At 59.0% G+C, this 23,934-nt stretch carries 27 protein-coding genes and 1 riboswitch; of the genes, 10 read left to right on the forward strand and 17 right to left on the reverse strand.

The window, feature by feature from the left end:
• Positions 1–57 precede the first annotated feature (57 nt).
• The 13 genes from G6R15_RS20415 to miaB form a co-directional block, all read right to left on the reverse strand.
• Positions 58–1,131, reverse strand: a complete 1,074-nt coding sequence (locus tag G6R15_RS20415) for an amidohydrolase family protein (RefSeq protein WP_164661834.1) — start codon at positions 1,129–1,131, stop codon at positions 58–60.
• Positions 1,132–1,181: 50 nt separating this feature from the next.
• Positions 1,182–1,892, reverse strand: a complete 711-nt coding sequence (gene trmB, locus G6R15_RS20420) for a tRNA (guanosine(46)-N7)-methyltransferase TrmB (protein WP_164661835.1) — start codon at positions 1,890–1,892, stop codon at positions 1,182–1,184.
• A 50-nt stretch (positions 1,893–1,942) separates the two neighbouring features.
• On the reverse strand, positions 1,943–2,116 hold the full coding sequence (locus G6R15_RS20425) for a hypothetical protein (RefSeq protein WP_164661836.1): 174 nt from the start codon (positions 2,114–2,116) through the stop codon (positions 1,943–1,945).
• A 48-nt stretch (positions 2,117–2,164) separates the two neighbouring features.
• Positions 2,165–2,293, reverse strand: coding sequence for a hypothetical protein (locus tag G6R15_RS23035; RefSeq protein WP_255456192.1), 129 nt, complete (start codon positions 2,291–2,293; stop codon positions 2,165–2,167).
• A 30-nt stretch (positions 2,294–2,323) separates the two neighbouring features.
• Positions 2,324–2,446, reverse strand: coding sequence for an AAA family ATPase (locus G6R15_RS20430; protein ID WP_164661837.1), 123 nt, complete (start codon positions 2,444–2,446; stop codon positions 2,324–2,326).
• A gap of 294 nt (positions 2,447–2,740) precedes the next feature.
• Positions 2,741–3,922: a methionine adenosyltransferase gene (gene metK / locus G6R15_RS20435; RefSeq protein ID WP_164661838.1), complete on the reverse strand. Its 1,182-nt coding sequence runs from the start codon at positions 3,920–3,922 to the stop codon at positions 2,741–2,743.
• A gap of 6 nt (positions 3,923–3,928) precedes the next feature.
• Positions 3,929–3,977: riboswitch (SAM-SAH riboswitch) on the reverse strand.
• A 38-nt stretch (positions 3,978–4,015) separates the two neighbouring features.
• Positions 4,016–5,518, reverse strand: a complete 1,503-nt coding sequence (gene lnt, locus G6R15_RS20440) for an apolipoprotein N-acyltransferase (RefSeq protein WP_164661839.1) — start codon at positions 5,516–5,518, stop codon at positions 4,016–4,018.
• Complete coding sequence (locus G6R15_RS20445) at positions 5,515–6,414, reverse strand: hemolysin family protein (protein ID WP_164661840.1); 900 nt, start codon at positions 6,412–6,414, stop codon at positions 5,515–5,517. Before G6R15_RS20445 ends, lnt begins: the two co-directional genes overlap by 4 nt.
• 36 nt (positions 6,415–6,450) lie before the next feature.
• Positions 6,451–6,948 carry an rRNA maturation RNase YbeY gene (ybeY, locus tag G6R15_RS20450; protein WP_164661841.1) on the reverse strand — a complete coding sequence of 166 codons (498 nt, stop codon included), beginning with the start codon at positions 6,946–6,948 and terminating at the stop codon, positions 6,451–6,453.
• A gap of 21 nt (positions 6,949–6,969) precedes the next feature.
• A complete protein-coding gene (locus tag G6R15_RS20455) occupies positions 6,970–7,986 on the reverse strand; it encodes a PhoH family protein (protein WP_164661842.1) in 1,017 nt (338 codons plus the stop codon).
• A gap of 208 nt (positions 7,987–8,194) precedes the next feature.
• Positions 8,195–8,488 (reverse strand): hypothetical protein, encoded by a 294-nt coding sequence (locus G6R15_RS20460; protein ID WP_085794476.1) that lies wholly within the window; start codon positions 8,486–8,488, stop codon positions 8,195–8,197.
• Positions 8,489–8,499: 11 nt separating this feature from the next.
• The gene (locus G6R15_RS20465; protein WP_240336823.1) at positions 8,500–9,057 is read right to left on the reverse strand and encodes an OmpA family protein; all 558 of its coding nucleotides are present in this window, start codon (positions 9,055–9,057) and stop codon (positions 8,500–8,502) included.
• A gap of 249 nt (positions 9,058–9,306) precedes the next feature.
• Positions 9,307–10,629, reverse strand: a complete 1,323-nt coding sequence (gene miaB / locus G6R15_RS20470; RefSeq protein ID WP_164661843.1) for a tRNA (N6-isopentenyl adenosine(37)-C2)-methylthiotransferase MiaB — start codon at positions 10,627–10,629, stop codon at positions 9,307–9,309.
• A gap of 125 nt (positions 10,630–10,754) precedes the next feature.
• Between miaB and G6R15_RS20475 the strand changes: the two genes are divergently transcribed.
• Entirely contained in the window at positions 10,755–11,621 is an 867-nt protein-coding gene (locus G6R15_RS20475; protein WP_164661961.1) for a hypothetical protein, read from the forward strand.
• 77 nt (positions 11,622–11,698) lie between these two features.
• Here G6R15_RS20475 and G6R15_RS20480 read toward each other — a convergent pair whose 3' ends face one another.
• A complete protein-coding gene (locus G6R15_RS20480) occupies positions 11,699–12,493 on the reverse strand; it encodes a phytanoyl-CoA dioxygenase family protein (RefSeq protein WP_164661844.1) in 795 nt (264 codons plus the stop codon).
• Positions 12,494–12,581: 88 nt separating this feature from the next.
• On the opposite strand from G6R15_RS20480, the gene G6R15_RS20485 reads away from it, so the two are divergent.
• Complete coding sequence (locus tag G6R15_RS20485) at positions 12,582–13,475, forward strand: LysR family transcriptional regulator (RefSeq protein WP_164661845.1); 894 nt, start codon at positions 12,582–12,584, stop codon at positions 13,473–13,475.
• A gap of 9 nt (positions 13,476–13,484) precedes the next feature.
• On the opposite strand, the gene irrA is transcribed toward G6R15_RS20485, so the two are convergent.
• Positions 13,485–13,901 (reverse strand): iron response transcriptional regulator IrrA, encoded by a 417-nt coding sequence (irrA, locus tag G6R15_RS20490; protein WP_164661846.1) that lies wholly within the window; start codon positions 13,899–13,901, stop codon positions 13,485–13,487.
• A gap of 188 nt (positions 13,902–14,089) precedes the next feature.
• On the opposite strand from irrA, the gene fabA reads away from it, so the two are divergent.
• From fabA to G6R15_RS20510, 4 genes are all read left to right on the forward strand, one after another.
• Positions 14,090–14,599 carry a bifunctional 3-hydroxydecanoyl-ACP dehydratase/trans-2-decenoyl-ACP isomerase gene (gene fabA, locus G6R15_RS20495; RefSeq protein ID WP_164661847.1) on the forward strand — a complete coding sequence of 170 codons (510 nt, stop codon included), beginning with the start codon at positions 14,090–14,092 and terminating at the stop codon, positions 14,597–14,599.
• A gap of 200 nt (positions 14,600–14,799) precedes the next feature.
• A complete protein-coding gene (gene fabB, locus G6R15_RS20500) occupies positions 14,800–16,029 on the forward strand; it encodes a beta-ketoacyl-ACP synthase I (RefSeq protein WP_164661848.1) in 1,230 nt (409 codons plus the stop codon).
• Positions 16,030–16,033: 4 nt separating this feature from the next.
• Positions 16,034–16,825, forward strand: coding sequence for an enoyl-ACP reductase (locus G6R15_RS20505; RefSeq protein WP_164661849.1), 792 nt, complete (start codon positions 16,034–16,036; stop codon positions 16,823–16,825).
• A 78-nt stretch (positions 16,826–16,903) separates the two neighbouring features.
• A complete protein-coding gene (locus G6R15_RS20510; RefSeq protein WP_164661850.1) occupies positions 16,904–17,338 on the forward strand; it encodes a hypothetical protein in 435 nt (144 codons plus the stop codon).
• A 687-nt stretch (positions 17,339–18,025) separates the two neighbouring features.
• On the opposite strand, the gene G6R15_RS20515 is transcribed toward G6R15_RS20510, so the two are convergent.
• The gene (locus G6R15_RS20515) at positions 18,026–18,454 is read right to left on the reverse strand and encodes a peptidylprolyl isomerase (protein ID WP_164661851.1); all 429 of its coding nucleotides are present in this window, start codon (positions 18,452–18,454) and stop codon (positions 18,026–18,028) included.
• A 129-nt stretch (positions 18,455–18,583) separates the two neighbouring features.
• On the opposite strand from G6R15_RS20515, the gene G6R15_RS20520 reads away from it, so the two are divergent.
• Genes G6R15_RS20520 through G6R15_RS20535 form a run of 4 tightly spaced genes read left to right on the forward strand, consistent with a single transcriptional unit; the run spans position 18,584 to position 22,258 of the window.
• Positions 18,584–19,270 (forward strand): haloacid dehalogenase type II, encoded by a 687-nt coding sequence (locus G6R15_RS20520; RefSeq protein ID WP_164661852.1) that lies wholly within the window; start codon positions 18,584–18,586, stop codon positions 19,268–19,270.
• Entirely contained in the window at positions 19,270–20,100 is an 831-nt protein-coding gene (locus G6R15_RS20525; RefSeq protein WP_164661853.1) for an alpha/beta fold hydrolase, read from the forward strand. The genes G6R15_RS20520 and G6R15_RS20525 overlap by 1 nt, the downstream gene beginning before the upstream one ends.
• A complete protein-coding gene (locus G6R15_RS20530; RefSeq protein ID WP_164661854.1) occupies positions 20,097–21,071 on the forward strand; it encodes a threonine/serine dehydratase in 975 nt (324 codons plus the stop codon). Before G6R15_RS20525 ends, G6R15_RS20530 begins: the two co-directional genes overlap by 4 nt.
• Complete coding sequence (locus G6R15_RS20535; RefSeq protein WP_164661855.1) at positions 21,068–22,258, forward strand: endonuclease/exonuclease/phosphatase family protein; 1,191 nt, start codon at positions 21,068–21,070, stop codon at positions 22,256–22,258. The genes G6R15_RS20530 and G6R15_RS20535 overlap by 4 nt, the downstream gene beginning before the upstream one ends.
• A gap of 274 nt (positions 22,259–22,532) precedes the next feature.
• On the opposite strand, the gene G6R15_RS20540 is transcribed toward G6R15_RS20535, so the two are convergent.
• Positions 22,533–23,765, reverse strand: coding sequence for a dipeptidase (locus tag G6R15_RS20540; protein WP_164661962.1), 1,233 nt, complete (start codon positions 23,763–23,765; stop codon positions 22,533–22,535).
• Between the last annotated feature and the right edge of the window lie 169 nt (positions 23,766–23,934).

A 23,934-nucleotide genomic window follows, 5' to 3' on the forward strand; every position in this document is an offset into this window, starting at 1 on the left:
CGGTCCCCTTGCTTCTTCTCGTTGCAAATACGGATAATCCGGCCCTTTCAGCTCGGTTCAGGCCTCGCTCAACCAACGCGCCGGGTTCTCTTCGGCGATCTGGCGGAACACCTCCTCTCCCAACGCATTGCGCAGACGGAAACAAACGGCCTTCTCGGAAAGCTTCTCTTGCCGGGTCATGTAGAAATCCGACCCAAAGAGCACACGGGCACGTAATCGTTCGTGCTCGGGCTCATCTCCCAACAGGAAGAGCCGCAGGAAGGGCACGTAATCCTCGAAATGAAACAACGTGTACGAGATGTCTGTCCACAGCCCCGGATAATCGCCACTGCAAATCATCTCGCGGATGCGGACCTGCCAGTTGTTGCGATGTTCGTCGGCAAAGGGGCTACGCTGATCGGGGTTCACATAAGCAGCCCAATCCCGCTGCCCACCAAAATGTGCCAGGCAGATGCGCAGCTTGGGGTGTGCTTTCAGGATCGGGACATAGGCGTCGGGTTCGGTGTAGCGGTCGGCCCAATGATCCGACAATTCGCGCCCTTGTACGCCCCCCCGCGAGCAATGGGTCATGAGCGGCAGGCCCAGCTGCTCCATCCTTGGGTAAAGGTGTTTCATCAAGCGGGGATCATCGGGCGCAAAGCCCAGGCGCGGATAGATCTTGATCCCGCGAAAGCCCAACTGGTCGATGGCACGCCAGGCTTCGGCTCCATGGGGGTCGGCCCGCGGGTCAAGCGTGGCAAAGGGGATGACCGAGACGCCAACATCCGGGTCCCGCGCCAGATCCGCCAATTCGTCGTGTTGCGCCGCGAGCGCCACCTTGGGGGCGCCATAGCCAAAGGCAGAAAGGTCCATCGGCAAGACAACATAACGGGTATCTGACGGATAGTGTTGGCGCACATTGTCCAAAATGGCCCGCTGGCTGCCCTCCTGTGTTTCTTGCTGAAACCGATAGAGGCGACTGAGATTTTCGGCGATCGGATGTTGACCAATCAGGGTCATCAGCGCCTTTAGCCCTTTGATCAACCAAGGCATGTTCTTGAACGGCTTGAGCGCCCAATAGGGGTAGTTTTCGGGTACGTGATCAGCGTGGAACAGATGCACGTGGCAGTTGGTGATACGCATACGGGACATGGCAAAATTCCATAAACTAAGAATTGAATGCCCGTAGTTTAACGCACCTCTCAGCCCTGTCGACGGAAAGTCAGATAATGCGGCGCCCTGCCCTCGCGCAGCGCTTTTTGCTCGTAGCGGGTGGAAATCCAATCCTCCCATGACACGCGCCAGTCGTCGGGGCGTTCGGCCAACCAGTCGAAACCGGCTTTGGGCACCTCCTCAAGCGTCTGGCGGACATAATCTGGAATATCCGTCGCAACGCGTAGAGTCGCGCCAGGCTTCAACACGCGCGCCAGCGGTTCCAGATGTTCCTGTGTCACGAAACGGCGGCGGTGGTGGCGGGTTTTGGGCCAGGGATCAGGATAGAGAAGAAACGCCTTGGAGATGCTTTGATCGGGTAGCACATCGAACAGGTCGCGCGCATCACCGGGGTGCACTGCCAGGTTTTCAACACCGGCCTTGCGGATCTTGCCCAAAAGCATAGCAACACCGTTGATATACGGCTCTGCCCCGATGATGCCGACATCGGGGTTGCTGGCCGCCTGATGCACCAGATGTTCACCGCCGCCAAAGCCAATCTCGAGCCAGACGGGTTTGCCCACAAAGAGGCTGTCCAGGTCCAGGTTCTCGCGTGTCGGGTTTTCTTTCCAACCGACAGCACCCGGCGCAAGCGCGGCCAGGTCCTCGTCCAGATAGGTCTTTTGACTCTGCTTCAGGCTCTTGCCTTTGAAGCGGCCATAGAAGTTCCGGCGGGGGCGTTCTGGGTGATCAGTGCTCATGCCCCGGCCCATACTGGCTTGAGCCCATCGTTGCAAGATGGGGTGGCGCGTCAGAACTGCTGCAAAAACCTGCGCACCTCGGCACGCAAGCGCAGGATGTGGGTTTCGCGCTTGTCCGACCAACGCTCGACAAGGGACCGGGCGCGCAATCGCCCGGTGGCCTGATGGGACCAACAGAAACTCAGGAATTCGTGGTCAAAACGCTCGGGGCAATTGGGACCCATGTCGGGAAGAGTGCGCCCAAAGTAACGCGCCGAACGACACAGGATACATCAAGTCCTGAGGGCGCGTGGCATGTCGAGAAAAATGATCGTCTCAGCCCGTTCGGCGCGATAGTTCATGCTGCGCGATTGGTTGCCATCAAAGACCCAGGCCGACGCGTCAGCAGCAGCCTTGGCCATCTGCATCACGGTTGCCTTGTCGCGCTCAACTCAATCGCCCTGCCAATAGATCGGATCCGTATGGACAACGGGCAGAGACATCCGCGCGCCAAGAGCACGGGCCAAGGTTGATTTGCCAGACCCCGGTCCGCCGATGATCATAATCCGTTGCATCGTTGGCCAACCTTCACTCAAATACACCGCCGGACCTATCGCGCTGCAAAGTGATCCGAAACCCAAAAGCTCGAAGAGCTCCCGCGCCCGAGCGGACCTGACTGCGTCAGCCCCGCTAACGGGCTTGGGCCGGGCGCCTCGCCTTCGGCTCAGCGCGGTTGCGCCCAGTAGAACCCTGGCGGACCATTCTCAAGCGGTTGCAATCGGGCGGGAGCCCGCTGAGGTCCAGAAACCAACCCACGAAAAAAGGGCGACCCAATTGGACCGCCCTTTAAAAAACTTCAAAGCCTGAATTCAGACAGCGCCCTTCAGCGCGTCGACCAGATCGGTGCGTTCCCAGCTGAAACCACCATCGGCGTCCGGCGTGCGGCCAAAGTGGCCGTAGGCTGCGGTGCGCTGGTAGATCGGCTTGTTCAGGCCCAGGTGCGAACGAATGCCGCGCGGGGTCAAGTCCATGACCTGATCGATGGCTTTCTCGATCGCTGCAGGTGCGACCTCGCCCGTGCCGTGAGTGTCAGCGTAGATCGACAGCGGTTTGGACACGCCAATGGCATAGCTCAGCTGGATGGTGCATTTGTCCGCCATACCAGCGGCCACAACGTTTTTCGCCAGGTAGCGCGCTGCATAGGCCGCCGAGCGGTCCACCTTGGTCGGGTCTTTGCCCGAGAACGCGCCGCCACCATGTGGGGCCGCGCCGCCATAGGTGTCGACGATGATCTTGCGGCCAGTCAGGCCAGCGTCCCCATCCGGGCCACCGATCACGAACTTGCCGGTCGGGTTCACGTGCCATTCGGTGGCTGCAGTCAGCCAGCCCTCGGGCAGAGTTTCGCGGATGTAGGGCTCGACAAGGGCGCGGATGTCGTCGCTGCTCAACGCCTCGTCCAGGTGCTGGGTCGACAGCACGACAGAGCTGATGCCAACCGGCTTGCCATCATCATAAATCACCGACAGCTGCGATTTCGCATCCGGGCCAAGCGCGGGCTCGGTGCCGTTTTTACGCACCTCGGCCAAGCGACGCAGGATGGCGTGGCTGTATTGGATCGGCGCCGGCATGAGCGCGTCAGTCTCGGTCGTGGCGTAGCCGAACATGATGCCTTGGTCGCCAGCGCCCTCGTCCTTGTTGTCGGCCGCGTCCACACCTTGAGCGATATGAGCCGATTGCTCGTGCAGCAGGTTGGTGATTTCGACCGTCTCGTGGTGAAACTTGTCCTGCTCATAGCCGATGTCTTTGATGCAGGCGCGGGCGATCTCGTCGATGCGGCCCATGTAATCGCGCAGCTTGTCCTGATCGGATAGACCGACCTCGCCGCCGATGACCACACGGTTGGTGGTGGCAAAGGTTTCGGCGGCAACACGCGCCTCGGGTTCTTCGCTCAGAAAGGCATCAAGGACGGCGTCGGAAATACGGTCGCAGACCTTGTCCGGGTGGCCTTCAGAGACGGACTCCGAGGTGAAGGTATAATTCTTACGGGACATGAATAGTGCTCCATTGGGTTTACGCTGCCACGCCAGGAAGCCGTTGTGGCAGTTTCATCGAGGGATACGTGTGAGGCTTGGGGCGGTCAACGCCTATTTGCGCCGCGTTCCGGGACGTTGACTTGCGGCCACAGCAAAGCTCAGCAGGATTAAGGCCACAAAGGCCAACAGATCACCGGTGCGAGCATAGAGTGTCGGCGGCAGGGGCGCAGGCAGCTCTGCGTCAACATAGCCTGCCTGCCCCAAGGCCAGGCTCGCGGTCACACGGCCAAGCGGGTCGATCATGGCCGAGACGCCCGTATTGGCAGCGCGCATCAGGGGCACGCCCTGCTCAATGGCGCGCATTCGGGCCTGCGCCAGGTGCTGATAGGGACCAGAGCGTGCGCCGAACCAAGCGTCGTTGGTGACCTGCAGCAGAAACTCGGGCCGTGTGCTGACGCCATTGATGTCTTGCGGGAACACCGCCTCGTAACAGATCAGGGGCAGCGCATGGCCCAGTGGGCCCATCGAAACCAACTCGGGCCCGGACCCCGCACTGAACCCCTGACCGTTGTTGGCGGCAAAGCCGTAGATCCCAAACCGCGCCATAAGATCGCCAAACGGAACGTATTCCCCAAAAGGCACAAGGTGGTGCTTGTCATAAACGCCTGCGACCTGACCTTGAACGTCCACGTAGACCATCGAGTTGAAGATGCGGCTGCCCTCGGATCGGCGTATACCAAGCGCAAGGGCTGCGCCGTCCGCTGCCGCCGCAATCCGGTCGAGCGCCGGGCCGCCGGTTTCCAGCCACACGGGCACCGCCGTTTCGGGCCAGACAATCAGGTCGGGTCGCGGCAGAGCGGCGGTGTATTCGATTTGCCGCTCATAGAACGTCGGCATGTAGGCCGGGTCCCACTTTTGATGCTGCGGCGCGTTGGGCTGTATCAGACGGACGGTTTGACCAGTTCCGGCAACGTCGGGTGCGGTTCGTCCAACGGCAAAGATGGCAGCCGCAAAGAACACAACAGGCGCGACATTCCAAAGCGCACGGCCCGGGTTGATCAGCAGTAAGCCAGCGGTCAACGCCGCCATCACCGTAATCATTGCCAAGCCATGTGGCCCGATCCACGCCAGCAGCAGGGCAACATCTGTATCAACCCAGACCTGCGCCAACGCGGCCCAAGGAAATCCCGTAAACACATAGGCGCGGGCAAATTCGGCCAGCGAAAGGGCGCAAATCAAAACCCAGGTGCGGGCCCCGAGAGTTCTGCCGAACCATTGTGCAAACCAGAAGGCCGCCCCCCAAAAAAGAGCCAATCCACCAGACAGAAAAATCAGGGCAAAGGGTGCCATCCAGGCGTGACGCTCGGGATCGACAAAAAATGGCTCGACGATCCACACCAGTGCATGTGCGAAATATCCCAACCCCAAGGCCCACCCCAGACCGAATGCCTGAGGCCGCGAGTCGGCCGAAGCCAAAACCGAGGGCACCAAAATCAAAACCGCCAGAGTGGCCCACCAAGCGCCAAAGGGCGCAAGCCCAAAGGCGGCGATGGCGCCCAGCAGTGCAGTCAGCGCCAGTCTCGACCATAAAGGCCCCGCCAACAGACGGTTCATTCGATCAGGTCGGGCAACATAACCCGCAGCCGCTTGATCCGGCGGGGGTCGGCGTCGATAACTTCGAACTCGGGACCATCAGGATGGCACACGACCTCGCCACGTGCGGGCACACGCCCCGACAGCATGAAGACCAGGCCGCCAAGCGTGTCGATCTCTTCTTCGTCCACATCTTCATGCTTGGTCAGAGAGCGGCCAATTTCAGTTTCGAATTCATCCAGTGGCGTGCGGGCCTGGGCCACGTAGCAGCCCGGCTTTTCCTTAAGCCAGGTCTGATCCTCGCCAGTGTCGTGCTCATCCTCGATCTCGCCCACGACCTGTTCGATCAGATCCTCAATCGTCAACAGGCCGTCAACGCCACCATATTCGTCAATCACAAGCGCCATATGCCGCCGCTCGGTCTGCATCTTGGCGAGCAAGACACCAATGGGCATGGATGGGGGGACAAACAACAGCGGTCGAACCATGCTTTGCAGGTCAAACTCGGTCGAGTTGCCGTTGAAGCCGTGAATCAGGGCAAAGTCCTTAAGGTGGGCAAAACCAAGCGGCGTGTCCAACGTTCCCTCGTACACCGGTATTCGGGTCAGGCCGCTTTCGCGAAACACCTGCACCAGCTCGTCCCTAGTGATGGTGTTGGGCACCGACACAATCTCAGCCGTGGGGATCGCCACGTCTTCGACCCGCATCCGGCGCAGGTTGATCATACCATGGGGTTGCGTTGCGGTGTCTGCCGGATGGTCCGGTTCCGTTGGTTCGGGCTCTTCCGCTGGTGAAATTGCATCCATGATGCGTGAGAAAAAGCCTCGCTCTGCCGACGTGTCGCCGGTAGAAAAATCTGCTTGGTTCTGTAACTGCGCGCGGTGCGCTGCGTTAGAACTGCCGTCTGTGTCGCCCATTATTCCTATTCCAAACACGAAGGCCAAAGGCCCCCTTCACTCTATATATGGGTTATTTATGCCCATTTTGCCAAGTATCTCGACCTCTAATGCCTCCATCACAGTGGCATCAGCGTCACGGATATGGTCATAGCCCAACAGATGTAACACCCCGTGAACAATCAAATGGGTCACGTGATCATCCATCGGCTTGCCTACAGACTGAGCTTCGCGGGCGCAGGTGTCGTATGAAATTGCAATGTCGCCCAAAGCCAGTTCGCCCGTAAAATCGGGTTCGGGTTGCGCTGGTTCTGCGCCTGCAATTTCTGGCGCAAGGTCCTGCGCGGGCCAACTGAGCACGTTAGTGGGCGTTGATTTATCGCGAAATTCGGCGTTCAGAACGGCAATGCGGTCGTCATCACAGGCCAGCAGCGAGATTTCGGATTCGTCGGCGTCCAGCCCCTGATGCGCAAGCGTCTGGGCAGCGGCCCGTTCGGCCAGCGCCTCAAGGCCGGCATCCTGCCAGCGGTTGTCCTCTATCGCGATATCCAGCATCTCTGCCCCGTTGCCTCGACCCTAAGTGTGGCCTGAGTCCGCCTCATAGGCTTCAATGATCGCGGCCACAAGCGGGTGGCGCACGACGTCCTTGGAGGTGAAGTAGTTGAAGCTGATCTTTGGGATCGAATGGAGCAGGCGTTCGGCGTCTTGCAGGCCTGACTGAACCCCGCGCGGCAGGTCCACCTGACTGCGGTCGCCAGTAATGACCATGCGCGAACCTTCACCCAGGCGGGTCAGGAACATCTTCATCTGCATCGTGGTCGCATTTTGCGCCTCGTCCAGTACAACAAAGGCGTTGGCCAGCGTCCGGCCCCGCATAAAGGCCAGCGGCGCGATCTCGATTCGCTTTTCTTCGATCAGTTTGGCCAGTTGCTTGCCGGGAAGGAAGTCGTTCAGCGCATCATAAAGCGGCTGCATGTAAGGATCGACTTTGTCCTTCATGTCGCCGGGCAAATAGCCAAGCTTTTCGCCCGCCTCGACCGCAGGACGCGACAGGATGATACGATCCACATGGCCACCGATGAACATCGACACACCCACGGCCACGGCCAGATAGGTTTTGCCGGTGCCTGCAGGGCCGATGCCAAAAGCCAGCTCGTTTTCAAACAGCGACTGAACATAAGCCTTTTGCGCGTCGGTGCGCGGCTCGACCAGTTTCTTGCGGGTCTTGATTTCGACCTTACCGCCCTTGAACATCTCAAGCTGGTTGCCATCGCGCGTGCCGGTGTCTTCGGTCGCGTTGCCCATGCGCAGCTCGCGGTCAATGTCGCCGGGTTCAACCGTGCGGCCCGCCTGCAAGCGGTCATAGAGCGCCTGCATGACCTCAAGCGCGCGTTCTCGCGCGTCCTCGCCGCCCATGATCACAAGCTGGTTCCCGCGCCGTGCGATTTGCACGTCGAGCGCCTTTTCGATCATGGCCAGATTGCGGTCGTATTCGCCGCAAAGGTCGATCAACAGTCGGTTGTCAGAAAATTCGATCTGCGCCTCGCGCGGGGCGCTTTCGGTTGGCGGTGGGGTCAGGGCACCAATGGCCAATCTGCTCTCCTGTTTTGGCAGTCTGGTTCAAGCGTAGCCACGATCACCGCGCGTGCGCAAGCCGCCATGTTCACTTTTCATCCAACTGAAACAAAATTGGTGAGGGCAAAGGCAAAATTCTGCCACCGCCCCCTTTTCAGCATGAAAAAGAAAACGACCAACAAAGGCATTGCTGGTCGTTCCGTGTTTGATGCGAATGTTCAGGCGATCAGATCGCGTCTACGACACCCGAGCCTTTCTTGAACGGCCCGGTGGCCACACCCGGAGGGGCCGCACCCGAGCAGACCGGCTTGCCGTTGCGGTCCAGACGCTGGGACAGGTACCCTTCGAGCCCGTCGTCGATGATCCAGTGGTCACAGCCCGTTGGGTCAACCCAAATGCCCGCCTTCAGGTTCGACAGGTCACCGGAATCAAAGCCCCGGTCCACGGTTTTGTCGGTTGCCTCGCAGGCGGCCAAGCCACCCAGGGCCGCGAGAAGCGCAATGCCTTTGATCAGTTTCATGACTGCTCTCCTCAGTTCACACAGACGATTTCAACACGACGGTTCTGCGCCATGTTAGACGGGCTGGAATTCGCCACACGCGGATCACGCTCACCGTACCCACGCACATCGACGATCCGTGCGCCCGAGCTGCGGCCGACACGTGCGACCGAGTTGGCCCGGTTCTGCGACAGGCGCAGGTTATAGGCATCAGACGCGCGGCTGTCGGTGTGACCGGTGATGATGTAGCCGCTGGCCTGCGTGGTCCGGAAGAATTCCTTTAGACGGGCCTGACCGGCCGAGCTGATACGGAAGCTGTCGGTCGCAAAGAACTGATCCGAAGGCAGCGTGCCGCACAGGTTGCCGCGGCGACAAACCGGAATGCCCTGACGGCTGACGTGCGGGGTCATATACCCCTCGGCCCCGTCATCCATCACCCAGTGTTCGCACCCGTCCGGGTCGACCCAGATGGTGGGCACATAGCGCTCACCGATAACTGTACGTTGGTTCTGTGCGCTGGCGGGGGTGGCAGTAACCCCGGCAATCGCAACAATGGCTGCAAGCGCTGCTACAGCGCTCTTGATTTTCAAACTAAACACCGCTGATATCCCTCACCATAGTTCCCCCAAAAAATTGGCACCGCTGACGTGCATCGGCGAGCACCCATAACCCAATTGACCTAAGGTTAGGAAAATAAGAGATAATTGTGAAGCAAAATCCACCATATATTGTGGCAGATGCGGACACACTCACCAGAAATTCATTCGATTGTCGCTAAATTGGCGATTTTGACGAACACAAGAAATTGAGTGAGTCGCCTTGATACAATCGCAGCGCGATCAGCGGATGACCTCTCCGGCCAGCGAATTCGCGCCGGAAGACACGATTTTGACGCGCGCGATGTCGCCAATTTGAGCACCAGAACCGGTCACGTGAACCGCATGCAGATACTCGGATTTGCCAACCATCTGATCGTCAAACCGACCCGGTTTTTCGAATAGTACGCTGACTTCACGGCCCACCATGCCGTCTTGAATTTCGCGCTGATGGCGGGTGATCGTCGCCTGCAGGCGCTGCAGGCGGTCATCGGCTTCAACCGAATCGACCTGGGGACGCTCTGCCGCCGGGGTGCCAGGGCGGGTCGAGTATTTGAACGAATAGGCATAGCCGTATTTGACCTGTTCAACGAGATCCAGCGTGGCCTGGAAATCCTCTTCAGTTTCTTCGGGGAAACCGACGATGAAATCCCCCGACATGACAATATCGGGCCGCGCGGCGCGGATGCGTTCGATGAGCTGCAAATAGCTTTCGGCGGTGTGGCTGCGGTTCATGCGTTTCAGGATCTTGTCCGATCCGGCCTGCACCGGCAGGTGCAAATACGGCATCAGTTTCGAACAGGTGCCATGCGCTTCGATCAGATCATCCATCATGTCGTTGGGGTGCGAGGTGGTAAACCGGATGCGCTCCAGCCCGTCGACCTTGTCCAGCTCCCAGATCAGCTGCGCAAGCGTCATGTCGCCATTGGGCCCAACCCCGTGATAGGCGTTGACGTTCTGCCCCAGCAAAGTGATCTCGCGCACACCGCGTTCAACCAACTCGTTGGCCTCGCGGATGATGCGGTCCGCCGGGCGACTGACTTCGGCCCCGCGTGTATAGGGCACCACGCAGAAGGCGCAGAACTTATCGCAGCCCTCTTGCACGGTCAAAAACGCGGTCGGGCCGCGCTTGGCCTTGGGGCGGCTCTTGAGCTTCTCGAACTTGTCCTCTTCGGGAAAGTCCGTATCCAGCGCCTTTTCCCCTGCACGGGTCTTCGCCTCCATCTCGGGCAGTCGATGGTAGCTTTGTGGCCCCACAACCAGATCGACCAGCGGCTGGCGACGCATGATTTCCTCACCCTCAGCCTGGGCAACACAGCCTGCCACACCGATCTTGAGGTCGGGCTTCTCGGCCTTCAGCCCCTTGAACCGGCCCAACTCGGAATAGACCTTTTCGGCCGCCTTTTCGCGGATGTGACAGGTGTTGAGCAGGATCATGTCCGCGTCATCATGCGACTTGGTCTCGACATAGCCTTCACCGCCCAGCGCCTCGGCCATACGCTCACTGTCGTAAACGTTCATCTGGCAGCCATAGGTTTTGATATACAGCTTCTTGGGCTCGGACATTGGGCAGGCCTTTGCGTTCGCGGGATCAGCGGCGGGCTTTATACCTTTCCAGCACCGCTTGCAATGCACGAGCAATTAACCGATTTTGGTGTTTGATGCCAGCATGGCAAATCAGGGACGCGCAGATGGAATACAACTCTCTCGATCATCTCTTGCGCACAGGCAAGGAAACGTTGGCCAAAGGCCCATTGGCGTTGATCTTTGTCGAGGATGATGTCGAGCTGGCCACCACAATGCGCCACCATCTGCAATGCGGCTTTGCGGCTGTGCTGGCGTTCATGCCGGACGCGTTCACATTGCCCAAGGATGTCGAAGCCCGCGTGCACCGCGTGCCGTTCGATTGCGGCCCGCGCAAATCCGTGGTCGAAGCTATCAACCGCATCATCGAAGCTGCGCCAGGCGTGTGGATGTATTACTGCTACAACGCTGAATACCTGTTCTACCCTTTTTGCGAGACACGCAGCGTCGGTGAGATGCTGATGTTTCACACCGAAGAGCGGCGGGATTCGATGTTGGCTTATGTCATCGACCTTTATGCTGATGACCTCAAAACACATCCCGATGGGGTTTCACTGGATCGGGCCAATCTGGACAAGTCAGGTTACTACGCACAAGCGCGCAAAAATCCCGAAACCGGTCACCCGCGCGAACGGCAGCTGGACTTTTTTGGCGGCGTTCGCTGGCGGTACGAGGAACATATTCCGAAAGAAAGCCGCAAGATCGACCGGATTGCCCTGTTTAAATCGGCACCAGGGCTAAAGCTGCTGTCCAACCACACCTTCGAAGATCAGGAATACAACACCTATGCCTGCCCTTGGCACCACAATCTGACCGCCGCGATCTGTTCCTTTCGCACCACCAAGGCACTCAAACGCAACCCCGGCTCGACGTTCGAGATCGATAGCTTTCGATGGCACAATTCCACCCCCTTTGAATGGCACTCACGCCAGCTGCTTGATTTGGGGCTGATGGAACCTGGGCAATGGTTCTGACCTCTACCCCCTTTCTTCTTGCCGCATACCCGAGAAGGGCAAAGCTGGTGCCCGCTTTTGCACCGCGTACTTAGGCCTTAACCGATCAGCATCGGGAACCAATCTGTGCGCAAACGCTGTCCTGGCAGCATGTCATGCCCTGGAAACGGTGGCGAGGTGCGGCCCGGGCGCTCGACATAGCGGGCATCATCGCCGACCAAACGCAGGGAAAACGCACGCCGGCGGCTGTTGGATGTGTTGCCACGCGCGCCGTGTAGAATCTTGTAGTTGAACGCCACGGCATCACCCGGCTGCATTTCAAACTCGACCACTTTCATGCCCTCGGCGTCCGGGTCGGGGATGGGCATGTACTGGCCCTCGTCGGCAAAGAACCCCTCTTCCGACACCCAACGGGTCGGCAGCACCTCTTTTTTCCACAGATGCGAACCCGCGACGCAACGCAACGTCGCCTCTTTGACCGGATCAAGTGGCGACCAAAAACTGACGTTCTGCCGACCTTCGACAAAGTAGTAGGGCCCGTCCTGATGCCAAGGCGTCGCCATTGAGGTACCCGGCTCTTTCACCAGCACATGGTCGTGGAACATCTGCACCGTTTTGGACTGCATCAGGTCCGCTGCCACTTGCGCGACGGGCGAGGCATGGATCACATCGCGGAACTGTGGGATGCGCGTCCAGTTGCAGTAGTCGTCAAAGAAGAGACCCGTTTGTCCCTTTTTCTGATTGTCCGAGGCGTAGGGCCCCGGTTCCTCCATGTTCGCCTCGACCCCATCGCGCAGAATTTCGACGTGATCCGCAAAGAGACCCGGCACAAGGACAACGCCGTCGCGCTGATAGGTTTCGATCATCTCGGGTGTCACTAGCGGGTGCGTCATCGGGGCTCTCCATCAATCGGGTTGAAAGATTTCTGCCCTGACGAATCCAACATTTCAAATCATATCTGGAAATGGCATAATTAAGTTCATGTTATACCTGACACTCCGCCACTATGAATATGCGTGCGCCATCGCGGCCGAAGGCAGCCTATCTGCCGCCGCCGCACGGTTGAACGTGTCACAACCGGCGCTGTCCAACGCGTTGGACAGGATCGACGCGCAATTGGGCTATCCTCTGTTCATCCGCAAACGCGGGGCCGCGCTGGCCGTGACCCCACAAGGCCGTCGCTTTGTGGAGCGGGCCGAAGCACTGTTGGCTCGGGCCGCTAGCCTAGAGACAGGACAGGATGCTCTTCCTAGTACGACCCGATTATCCCTGGGTTGCTTTTCCGATCTTGCGCCATTTCTGCTCGCCCCTGCCCTGCAGCGACTGAGGCAAGCGTATCCAAAGGTTTCGGTCAGCTATCGCGCAGCAGCCTTTGAACCGCTGATCGGTGCGCTGCTGGATGGGAGCATCGACATCGCCGTGACCTATGACTTGGGCTTGGACGCAGGTTTCACCCGCACCACGCTGTTTCATCAAGCTCCCGTGGCGGTGCTGCCGCCTGCCCACGACCTCGCGGGGGGCAAGGGCATCTCGTTGCGGGATCTGTCAGTTCATCCGCTGATCCTGTCGGATGAGGGATTGTCGGCGCAGCACATGCTGGGGCTGTTTAGACGTCATGGCCTGTCGCCGGTTGTGGCCCATCGCACGCAATCGCTGGAAATCATGCGCAGTCTGGCGGCGCATGGCGAAGGAATCGGCATCAGCTATGCCGCGCCCTTTGCCAGCCACAGCTATGATGGCCAGCCGTTGGCGATGGTTCCGATCCAAGACCAAGACGCCAGCGAGCCGGTTATCCTGACCCGCCATGGCACAGGCCCTGGCGACCCAATAATCGACGATGCAATGGGCATTCTGAAGGAAGCTTTGAAAGCGTAGTGGCCCTGATCACACCTTGCGCAGGCGGATCACCACGTCGACGGACGCGATTTCGACCCCTTCGGGCGCTTCTGGCAGGCGCTGGATCACCAGCTGATCCGACGGAGCATCCGACAGTCTGGCCTCGTCCTCCCAATAGAAATGGGGGTGATCGTGAGTGTTGGTGTCGAAATAGCTTTTCGAGCCGTCTACAGTGATCTCCTGCAACACGCCCGCATCACAAAACGCACGAAGTGTATTGTAGACAGTCGCCAAAGACACTGATGCGCCTTTGGTTTTGGCGGCGTCAAACAGGCTCTCTGCGGTGACATGGCGGTGGCGACCATCACCAACCAGCAGTTCAGCCAACGAGACACGCTGACGGGTCGGGCGCAGGCCCGCGTCGACCAACCAATCGGTGGCTATCTGGTGGCTATCTGGTGTCATCACGTCAAGACTCGCTAATCGCTGAGTTTATATATAGGGCCGCGGCACCAGAAATTTCAAATGAAATTCATTCGCAACTGTGCAGACCCGACGTCGCAATCCACCAGTCCGGGCCTTGCAGGACAACCTAGGGCAATGTTAGAGGGTCCAAAGCGATATTTTACACCCCTGGCAGGAGAAGCGGCAGCATGTCCCAATTCCCGAGCAGTTTTGACAAAGAGGGCCTGCTGAAATGCGCCCGTGGCGAGCTTTTCGGCCCCGGCAACGCACAGCTTCCGGCTCCGCCGATGCTGATGATGGACCGGATCACCGATATTTCGGGCGATGGTGGCGCACATGGCAAGGGGCACGTGCTGGCGGAATTCGACATCACGCCAGACCTGTGGTTCTTTGACTGCCACTTTCCCGGCAATCCAATCATGCCTGGCTGTCTGGGCCTGGACGGTCTGTGGCAGCTGACAGGTTTTAACCTGGGTTGGCGCGGCTGGCAGGGGCGTGGCTATGCATTAGGCGTGGGCGAAGTGAAGCTCAAAGGCATGGTTCGTCCTGATCGCAAGGTGCTGACCTACAAGATCGACTTTACCAAGGCGATCCAGACCCGCCGACTGACCATGGGCGTTGCTGATGGCATCGTCGAGGCGGATGGCGAAGTGATCTATGAAGTCAAGGATATGAAAGTCGCGCTCAGCGAAAGTTGAGCGCCGCCTCGTCTTGCCGACCCCAAACAGAGCGACGATTTCTTTTGAAAGAGATCGTTGCAAAGGCTTCGAACGTTTTTGGCTCGCCCGCTGACACGAACCCTTCAAAAGGCCTACTGACGGCACAGGCCGCCTCAACCCATCTTGCACCCCTCCCCCGCAATGCATACTAAGACATAAGCTAACAAGGGAGTGCACGTATGCGTCGTGTCGTCGTCACCGGTCTGGGCATTGTCTCGTCGATCGGCAACAATGCCCAAGAGGTCGTGGCCTCTCTCAAGGCAGGCAAATCCGGGATCGTCGCCAGCGACGAAATGGTCGAACACGGCTTTCGCAGCCGGGTCGCCGGAACGCTGAAACTTGACATCAAGGAACACGTGGACAAACGTGCGCTGCGCTTCATGGGCCCCGGTGCGGCCTATGCCCATATCGCTATGAGCCAAGCCATCGCTGACGCTGGCCTGACTGAGGACGACGTTGTGAACGTGCGCACAGGGCTGGTTGCCGGATCAGGCGGGCCATCGACCAGCGCCATGCTGACGGCGCATCAGGTGGTTGCCAAAACAGGCGCAACCAAGCGCATCGGCCCCTTTGCTGTGCCCAAATGCATGAGCTCGACAATTTCGGCAAACCTGGCGACGGCCTTCAAGATCAAGGGCATCAACTATTCGATCACGTCCGCCTGCTCTACCTCGCTGCATTGCATCGGCAATGCTGCAGAACAGATCATGCTGGGCAAGCAGGACGTGATGTTTGCAGGCGGCGGCGAAGAGCTGGACTGGACCCTGTCGTGCCTGTTTGACGCGATGGGCGCGATGAGTTCGAAATACAACGACACGCCGGACAAAGCCTCGCGCGCGTTTGATCAGGACCGTGACGGTTTCGTGATCTCGGGTGGCGGCGGCATCGTGGTGCTGGAAGACCTGGATCACGCTCTGGCGCGCGGTGCCAGAATCTATGCCGAAGTGACCGGATACGCTGCGACCTCGGACGGCCATGACATGGTGGCCCCGTCGGGCGAAGGTGGCGAACGGGCGATGCGTCTGGCCGTGGCCACCCTGCCCGAGGATCGCAAGGTCAGCTATATCAACGCACACGGCACCTCGACACCTGTCGGCGATGTGGGCGAAGTTGAAGCCGTGCGCCGCGTTTTTGGCGAAGGCAACGTGCCACCCATCAGTTCGACCAAGTCGATGACCGGCCACGCGCAAGGCGCGGCAGGCGCGCTCGAGGCAATCTTCTGCCTGCTGATGCTAGACAACGATTTCATTACACCGTCGATCAATGTCGAGACCCTGGCCGAGGGGATCAACCCCGGCGAAGTGGCAACCGATCTCGTCGAAAACGCAGGCCTCGATTCGGTGATGACCAACAGCTTTGGCTTTGGTGGCACTAACGGATCGATGATCCTGAGCAAGTACAAGGGATAACCCGATGACCGGATTATTGCAGGGCAAGCGCGGGCTGATCATGGGCGTTGCCAATGATCGTTCGATCGCGTGGGGCATCGCCAAGGCCATGGCCGGGGCCGGTGCCGAACTGGCATTCACCTATCAGGGCGAGGCATTCGGCAAGCGGTTGGAACCGCTGGCCGCAAGCGTGGATTCGGATTTCATGGTGGACGTTGATGTGACTGACGATGCATCGTTGGATGCGGCCTTTGCCCAATTGGGTGAGCGCTGGCCGACCATCGACTTTCTGGTGCACGCTATCGCCTATTCTGACAAGACCGAGCTGACGGGTCGATTCCTGGACACCAGCCGCGCGAATTTCAAGAACTCGATGGAAATTTCGGCCTATTCCTTTATCGAAGTGGCCCGGCGTGCACATCCTCTGATGACGGACAACGGCGGAACGCTGCTGACGCTGACCTATGCCGGGTCGAACCGGGTTGTTCCGAACTACAACGTCATGGGCGTCGCCAAGGCCGCGCTGGAATCGGCAACCCGCTATCTCGCCAACGACCTGGGCCCCGAGGGCATCCGCGTAAACGCCATTTCGCCCGGTCCGATGAAAACGCTGGCCGGTGCGGCCATCGGCGGTGCGCGCAAGACGTTCAAGTTTGCCGATACCAACGCCCCCATGCGCTCGAATGCGTCGCTTGAAGCGGTCGGCGGCACAGCCGTTTACCTGGCCTCAGACGCAGGCGCCTGTACCACCGGTGAGATCATCCGCGTGGACGGTGGTTTCCATGTGTTGGGTATGCCACAGCCAGAATCGATGTGATATTTCAGGCGCGTCAAGCGCCTGAAATCGCCCCTTCCGTGCCTTTGGATTGTCACGTTTGATGATCATGGTGCGCGCATGACCCAAATCAATGTCATCCCCATTCCGAGACGTATGTCATCTGCAGGACACGCAAATCCGCTGCGGTTGCTGAAGATAACGCTTGTCGTATCGTCGGGTGCCTTGATGCTGATTATTCTGGCCTCATCACCAAAATTCCAAGCAGCGCTTTCGCGTGAAGCACACGCCGCTTCAAAGGCAAGAGCAGAGCCCGCTGAAACCCGTATCAAAATTCAGATTCACACTGCACAAACAACAACCCACGGATTTGTAAGCCCGTCGCCGGAAAAGACCCCAACGGGGACCGCCTGGTATGGAACAAACGAGATCACGATGCAGGATGCGGGCGAATTATTCTCTGCGCAAGCTGAGCAGTCTTGGAACCCCATAGTTTCTGGAATGCCGCGTAGTAGGATACCGGTACGAAAAAATGGCAGGCGCGTGTCTGAATGATACTGAACGGCTACCGGTTGGTGCCGAGACTGATCTGGTAGGATCAGAGATGTGTTTTTCCAGGTACCGACGCGCGATGTCTTCGGTGCCGAAACCGTTGATGGCTGAAAACCACCCCTGTCCCAAAAACCGGCAACCCCAGTAGTGCTTGCGGACTGCAGGAAACTCCCGACACATTGACGGACGAACTGCCCTGACGACAGATGTTACACTTCCGCAGAGCGGCGCGCCGTGCTGGACCTCGTAGCGAAACTTGGACGACCTGACGAGGTGACAGAAAACGCAGTTCTTGCCGGTGTCATATTTCATGTCCTTACTCGCGGAAAAGGACATGACACGAAGCTTCGCACTAAAGCGGGCCCGACTGAAAGTCGGAGGGTCTAGACCAACGCATGGAAGCTGAACATCCAGCGTCCAGTCAGTCCGGGGGAGCTCCCGCACCCGAGCGACCCCGACTTCGTCGGCACCGCTAGCGGCTTTGGGCGTAGCGCCGCGCTGCGCGCGGCGCAGCCCGGCCTGTAGCAAGTGTTTCGCTCGACCATCGACGCTCAAACCGCCCTGCAGTGCGAGACCGCAATAAAGCGCGGACCGCCGAGCGTAGCGAGGCCCGGCCCAACGGGAGGAGATGTTTCGCAAGAAACATCGACGACGGGCGGGAGTACCCCCGAGAACGTGACCCGCTCAGTGTCAGTTTATCGACACGATCTCAAAATCGAACACGAGGTCCTGACCTGCAAGAGGGTGATTTGCGTCCAGTGTCACTGTCGCTTCATCCACTTCGACCACGGTCACCGGCAGGGCCTGCCCGTCTGGGGTTTGCATCTGCAATTGGCTACCGATTTCCAGCGGAATGTCGTCAGGAATACCCTCGCGCGGGATCGCCTGACGGGCTTCGGGGTTGAGCGGTCCATATGCCTCTTTGCAATCGATGGTGACCTTTTTCTTCTCGCCCACTTCCATATCAGGCAACGCCTTGTCCAGACCTGGAATGATCTGCCCCGAACCCACCACGAATTCCAGCGGGTCACGCCCGTCAGAACTGTCGAATGTGGTGCCATCCAGCAGGGTTCCAGTATAATGGATGCGCACGGTGTCGCCTGATTTGACCTGTGTCATTGGGTCTCCGATCGAGTGGGAGTTTAAAGATATGCCACCCTTAAGGACCCTCACGCCAATGTAAAGGTTCAGGCCCTTCCCCCCCTGCTCCGCCTGTGCAACCCTGCCCCGAAATAAGGGGAGAACATCATGGCAATCACAACCTGCGTATTCGATGCCTACGGCACCCTGTTCGACGTGGCGGCCGCCGCGCGACAGGCCGCATCCGAGCCGACGCATGCCGCGCTCAAGGACAAGTGGATGGAGGTCGCCAACCAGTGGCGTCTGAAACAGCTGCAATACACCTGGCTGCGTGCGATCACCGATGCCCACACCGATTTCTGGGACGTCACCCAAGACGGGCTGGATTGGGCGCTTGAAGCAACAGGCCTGAATGGCGATGCTGCCCTGCGTCAGCGACTGCTCGATCTATATTGGGAACTGCAGGCCTATTCGGAAGTGCCTCAGATGCTGCGCGCGCTCAAGGGTGCCGGGTTGCAGACCGCGATTCTCTCGAACGGATCACCTGCGATGCTGGGCGGCGCGGTGCAATCGGCGGGCGTGGGCGATGTTCTCGATGATGTGTTGTCCGTGGAAAGCGTCGGCATCTTCAAACCGGACAGCCGCGTCTACGACCTTGTCGGTCAACGGTTCGGTTGCGCGCACGACGAGGTACTGTTCGTCAGCTCCAACGGCTGGGACGCGGCCGGGGCCAGCGGCTATGGGTTCACCACGGCTTGGGTCAATCGCGCGGGCGAGCCGATGGACCGCTTGCCATGGGCGCCTGCGCATGTACTGTCCGACCTCACAAACATACCGCAACTGGCAGGGGTTTGATGGCCGATTTCACCACCTCGGACGGAAAATGCATCCACTACACTGACACCGGGAGCGGTCAGCCGCTCCTTTGTTTGGCTGGGCTGACACGGTGCGGGCGGGATTTTTCCCATCTCGCGCCGCATGTCACCGATCTTCGCATGATCACCATGGATTATCGCGGGCGCGGGCAGTCCGACTATGACGCTGATTGCATGAACTACAACGTCCTGCGCGAAGGACAAGATGCCGTTGAGTTACTGGATCACTTGGGTCTAGATCGCGTGACCCTGCTGGGCACCTCGCGTGGCGGGTTGATCGCAATGACCCTGGCGGCAACACAGCCCCACCGGCTGGCAGGCGTGATCCTTAATGACGTTGGCCCGGTGGTAAGCCCCCAGGGCATCGCGCGGATCATGGAATATGTGGGCAGGGCGCCAGTGTCCAAGACCTATGACCAAGCCGCTAAGGCAATGCACGCGGCCTTGAAACCGCAGTTCCCGGATGTGCCCGCGCACGTCTGGCGGCAGCAGGTCGAAACACAATACGATGAAACGCCGGATGGCCTTGCCTTGCGCTACGACACCAAGCTGCGCGACGCACTGATCGAGCAAGCCGCCGCCGGTCCTGTTCCCGACCTATGGCCTCTGTTTGAGGCGCTCAAAGGGCTGCCCACGGGTGTCATCCGTGGCGAGAACTCGGACATTCTGGAGCCAGACACCTTGGTCGAGATGCAGGCCCGACACCCAGAGATGCTGACCGCAGTTATCCCCAACCGGGGCCATGTGCCGTTTCTTGATGAACGCCAGTCCATCTCCCTTATCCGCAGCGTATTGGAGCGTACGCTATGAGCTCGATCGACATGATCCACGCCGCTGCCGAGCGGCTAAAAGGCCACGCGCGGCGCACACCGCTGCTCAGTTCTCCGTTTCTGGATGAGTTGGCCGGGCGACGTTTGTTCGTGAAGCCCGAATGCCTGCAACACACGGGCAGCTTCAAGTTTCGTGGCGCATGGTCTGCTGTCTCTGCCTTGGACGAGAACACACGCAAGCGCGGCATTCTGGCGTTTTCATCCGGCAACCATGCGCAGGGTATCGCGATGGCAGCCACCAGACATGGCGCGCCGTCAGTGATCATCATGCCGTCTGACGCGCCAAAGATGAAGATCGACAACACCCGCGCCCTTGGGGCCGAAGTGGTGCTTTATGATCGCGGCAGCGAAAGCCGCGAACAGATTGGCGAACGGCTGAGACAAGAGCGCGGCCTGACCCTGATCAAACCCTATGACGAGCCGCAGGTGATTGCAGGCCAAGGCACAACCGGGTTGGAAATCGCTCAACAAGCCGCCGAACAGGGCGTCACCCTGGGCGACGTTCTGGTTTGCTGCGGCGGCGGTGGATTGACTTCGGGCATTGCTTTAGCGTTTGAAGAGCAAGCGCCGGGACTGCGCCCTCGACCCTGCGAGCCGCAAGGGTTCGATGATGTCACGCGCTCGCTGGCCTCTGGTCAGATCGAAGAGAACCCGGCGACCTCCGGCAATATCTGCGATGCGATCCTGACGCCTTCGCCGGGAGAGATCACATTTCCGATCATGTATGAGCGCTGCGGCCCAGGATTGACCGTGACTGAGGATGAAGCGTTGCACGCAATGGCGCTGGCGTTCTCGCGCCTCAAGATCGTGCTGGAACCAGGCGGCGCTGTGGCGTTGGCCGCAGCCCTCTTCCGCAAGGACCAAATCGAAGGCGAAGCTGTGATTGCCGTCGCCTCGGGCGGTAACGTAGACGCTGAGATTTTTCGCGCGAGTTTGGAGCGTTTCGCATGACACGGTTCACCATTGCATCCTTCAACGTCAAAAACCTGATCGGCGCAGATCAGGAGTATTATACGTTCCAGAAGTACACGCCCGAAGAGTATGCTTGGAAACAAGACTGGATGGCGGATCAGTTGCTCACCATGGACGCCGACCTTGTCGGCTTCCAGGAGATATTCGAAGAAGACGCTTTGCGTGATGTGATCGCTGAAACCGACCGACGCGGTGATCAGGCGAACCAGGCCAACTTGCCCGATGCCTCAAAACGTTATCGCAAGAAAGCGATTTTTCGGAAACTGGCGTTTGGAGGGTACAAAGACGCGGCTCTGGCCTTTGCCCCAAATGCATCAGACGGCGGTCCTGGCGAGCGGCGTCCTGGGCTGGCGGTTCTATCCCGCTTTGGGTTTGCCGAGGAACCAGAGATCATTCAAAACCTCGCCGAACCCCTGCGTATCCCCATGTCTGCCCTTGGCGGAGATGAGAGCGCGGGGCACTACACGTTGGCACGGATCTCGCGACCGATCCTTAAAGTCCGTGTGCCGGTTGGGGGCAAGGTCATCACCGTCTTCAACTGTCACCTGAAATCGAAGCTGGGAGAGTTCATCCGCCCCGAAGGCGCGGAATTCGCACCCGAGGCCGTGCTAACGGCCTATGATCCTGTAGGCCGCGCCATGGGGGCGCTTAGGTCAGCACTTAGGCGCATGGCCGAGGCCTGGGTTCTTCGGCGCGAGATTGTAACCGAGCTGGACAGGGGCCATCCGGTGATGGTGCTGGGCGATTTCAACGACGGCGAACATGCGGTGAGTTCCGAAATCATCTCGGGCGAGCATCCGTTCAAGAACTACTCGTGGATGCTGCGGCATGATGCCAAAGCATCCAATGACCGCTATTCACGCAAAGAAAACGAGCAAATCACCGAAGCCGTCGATCGGGTTCGCCTGCGGTCGGGTGAAAAGATGTTCGTGCGCAAATCCCTACGTGACATGGTTTATACGGCGGCTTTTGGCGGTGTTTACGAGAGCATCGACCAAATCTACATGTCGCGCCATTTCGACAGCACCTGGGGCAAGGCCCTAGGCGAGATGGAATACTACAGTGTCTTCAACGACCACCTCACGGATGGATCACACCCCGAGGCGCCCTACAACAAGCTCGCCTCGGACCATGGACAAATCATGGCCCATATTCGGCTGGATTGACGAGAATCCCATCGAGGGGAGCTCCCGCACCCGAGCGACCCCGACTGCGTCGACACCGCTAGCGGCTTTGGGCCGGGCGCCGCTCTTCGCGCGGTGCGGTTCCGCCCGAGGCTATACTCTCGCCGGAAACGCTTCTCCTGAAAGCACCCTGGTCGCAACGAAGTGCCAACCGCCGAGCGAAGCGAGGCCCGGCCCAACGGGAGGAGGTGTCCCGCAAGGGACATTGACGAAGGGCGGGAGCGCTCCGGCTGATTTGGCGCAATCCTTCACTGCATCACCGCGAGTGGAACTGATCGCGGAACTCTTGCCGCAGCCGCAGACGTTCGGGGTATTCCTGCAGGAATTGCTCAGGCGGCTTGCCCTCCCAGACCTGCGCATAGACACGCATTTTGTTGCCGCCATAGATCTTGGCCAGGTCTTCGTTGGAGTAACCACGCGCCCAAAGATCGTCCGTGATCGCGGCCAGGATCTTGGCCAATTCACCGTTGCCAGTTGCTCCCTTGTTGAACGCTTCGATCATATAGCCGCCATCGTCGTACATCGCCGCATTGGCTGTGGCAAAATCCACCACCAGCTTGGTCGAGAACATATCATCCGTGGCAATCCCCACGTGATCAACGCCGACCAACTGAACGTAGTAGTCGATCATATCGGCTGCCTGCTTGGGCGAGATGTCATCGGGCCAGATGCCGTCCATCATCCACTCGGTAAAGGTGGGAGAGATATAACCCCCTGATTTGGCCGCCCGCAGTGCTTCGTCGTCCGGGATCGCTCGATAGCAGCCACGCGGCGTCGCCCCGGGTTCGCTTGTGTACAGCCCCGCTGGAACCGAGTGTGTGTAGACATAAGGCACGCCGGGATAATTTTCATCCATGTAGTCCATGGAGTCGTTCGCAGTTTTGGACCCTGTGTGGCTCAGATCCAGCAAAATGCCAAAGCGAACCATTTCGTCGATCACCGACTTGCCCCAAGGGGTAAGTCCGATGTCGTTGCCGTTATAGGCCGCCAATTGCCCCGAACCAGTGCGGAAAATGTCGTTGTAGGCCAGGATCATGCTTTTGATGCCCATATCCTTGAGCAACGCCATTTTCTTCAGGTCACCGTTCAGAATAGTTGCGGTCTGGCTGTTCCAGATCACCGCCGTCTTGCCCTGGGCATGGGCAGCTTCGATATCGCGGGTCTGGTTGACGACCAGGAAATTCTGCGGCTGTTGCGCCATCGCCGCCCGGAAATGATAATGCTGTTCCAGCAGCGTTTCGAACGACATGTCAGCCGCTGCCAGCGTCATTTCATGGCCTGTAATGCCATTGTCCCGCGCCACCTTAAAATAGTCATGCAATTGCGAGTATTCGGTCCAGCCGGTGCCGTAAGGGCTGGCCAGCATTCCAAGAACGATGGTGTCTTGCACGAACTGCTTGGCCTCGTCCGAAGCCTCCCAAGTTTTGCTTTCCTCGCTGGCTTGGATTGCGGTTGCCATGCCCAGAATGACAACTCCGATTGCGATCATACGTTTCACGTTGATTTCTCCTCTGTCACATTACCCACTATAATATGCGAAAATTATCATGCGTCACGTGATGCTTTGATAACGTTGGAATAACCCGCCGCCGGATGACGCCCCTGCTTTACCTTGCACACCAGAGATGGCTAGGGTGCAGCAGGATTTGAGAGAGGGT

This window comes from Tropicibacter sp. Alg240-R139 (genome assembly GCF_900537075.1).
GTDB lineage: Bacteria > Pseudomonadota > Alphaproteobacteria > Rhodobacterales > Rhodobacteraceae > Falsiruegeria.

What these genes read in the sequence shown, in the direction of transcription:
- G6R15_RS20415 (WP_164661834.1), bottom strand. Translation starts at nt 1,131, where the DNA reads ATGTCCCGTATGCGTATCACCAACTGCCACGTGCATCTGTTCCACGCT.
- trmB (WP_164661835.1), bottom strand. Translation starts at nt 1,892, where the DNA reads ATGAGCACTGATCACCCAGAACGCCCCCGCCGGAACTTCTATGGCCGC.
- G6R15_RS20425 (WP_164661836.1), bottom strand. Translation starts at nt 2,116, where the DNA reads ATGGGTCCCAATTGCCCCGAGCGTTTTGACCACGAATTCCTGAGTTTC.
- G6R15_RS23035 (WP_255456192.1), bottom strand. Translation starts at nt 2,293, where the DNA reads ATGGCCAAGGCTGCTGCTGACGCGTCGGCCTGGGTCTTTGATGGCAAC.
- G6R15_RS20430 (WP_164661837.1), bottom strand. Translation starts at nt 2,446, where the DNA reads ATGCAACGGATTATGATCATCGGCGGACCGGGGTCTGGCAAATCAACC.
- metK (WP_164661838.1), bottom strand. Translation starts at nt 3,922, where the DNA reads ATGTCCCGTAAGAATTATACCTTCACCTCGGAGTCCGTCTCTGAAGGC.
- lnt (WP_164661839.1), bottom strand. Translation starts at nt 5,518, where the DNA reads ATGAACCGTCTGTTGGCGGGGCCTTTATGGTCGAGACTGGCGCTGACT.
- G6R15_RS20445 (WP_164661840.1), bottom strand. Translation starts at nt 6,414, where the DNA reads ATGGGCGACACAGACGGCAGTTCTAACGCAGCGCACCGCGCGCAGTTA.
- ybeY (WP_164661841.1), bottom strand. Translation starts at nt 6,948, where the DNA reads ATGCTGGATATCGCGATAGAGGACAACCGCTGGCAGGATGCCGGCCTT.
- G6R15_RS20460 (WP_085794476.1), bottom strand. Translation starts at nt 8,488, where the DNA reads ATGAAACTGATCAAAGGCATTGCGCTTCTCGCGGCCCTGGGTGGCTTG.
- miaB (WP_164661843.1), bottom strand. Translation starts at nt 10,629, where the DNA reads ATGTCCGAGCCCAAGAAGCTGTATATCAAAACCTATGGCTGCCAGATG.
- G6R15_RS20475 (WP_164661961.1), top strand. Translation starts at nt 10,755, where the DNA reads ATGGAATACAACTCTCTCGATCATCTCTTGCGCACAGGCAAGGAAACG.
- G6R15_RS20480 (WP_164661844.1), bottom strand. Translation starts at nt 12,493, where the DNA reads ATGACGCACCCGCTAGTGACACCCGAGATGATCGAAACCTATCAGCGC.
- G6R15_RS20485 (WP_164661845.1), top strand. Translation starts at nt 12,582, where the DNA reads ATGTTATACCTGACACTCCGCCACTATGAATATGCGTGCGCCATCGCG.
- irrA (WP_164661846.1), bottom strand. Translation starts at nt 13,901, where the DNA reads ATGACACCAGATAGCCACCAGATAGCCACCGATTGGTTGGTCGACGCG.
- fabA (WP_164661847.1), top strand. Translation starts at nt 14,090, where the DNA reads ATGTCCCAATTCCCGAGCAGTTTTGACAAAGAGGGCCTGCTGAAATGC.
- fabB (WP_164661848.1), top strand. Translation starts at nt 14,800, where the DNA reads ATGCGTCGTGTCGTCGTCACCGGTCTGGGCATTGTCTCGTCGATCGGC.
- G6R15_RS20505 (WP_164661849.1), top strand. Translation starts at nt 16,034, where the DNA reads ATGACCGGATTATTGCAGGGCAAGCGCGGGCTGATCATGGGCGTTGCC.
- G6R15_RS20510 (WP_164661850.1), top strand. Translation starts at nt 16,904, where the DNA reads ATGACCCAAATCAATGTCATCCCCATTCCGAGACGTATGTCATCTGCA.
- G6R15_RS20515 (WP_164661851.1), bottom strand. Translation starts at nt 18,454, where the DNA reads ATGACACAGGTCAAATCAGGCGACACCGTGCGCATCCATTATACTGGA.
- G6R15_RS20520 (WP_164661852.1), top strand. Translation starts at nt 18,584, where the DNA reads ATGGCAATCACAACCTGCGTATTCGATGCCTACGGCACCCTGTTCGAC.
- G6R15_RS20525 (WP_164661853.1), top strand. Translation starts at nt 19,270, where the DNA reads ATGGCCGATTTCACCACCTCGGACGGAAAATGCATCCACTACACTGAC.
- G6R15_RS20530 (WP_164661854.1), top strand. Translation starts at nt 20,097, where the DNA reads ATGAGCTCGATCGACATGATCCACGCCGCTGCCGAGCGGCTAAAAGGC.
- G6R15_RS20535 (WP_164661855.1), top strand. Translation starts at nt 21,068, where the DNA reads ATGACACGGTTCACCATTGCATCCTTCAACGTCAAAAACCTGATCGGC.
- G6R15_RS20540 (WP_164661962.1), bottom strand. Translation starts at nt 23,765, where the DNA reads ATGATCGCAATCGGAGTTGTCATTCTGGGCATGGCAACCGCAATCCAA.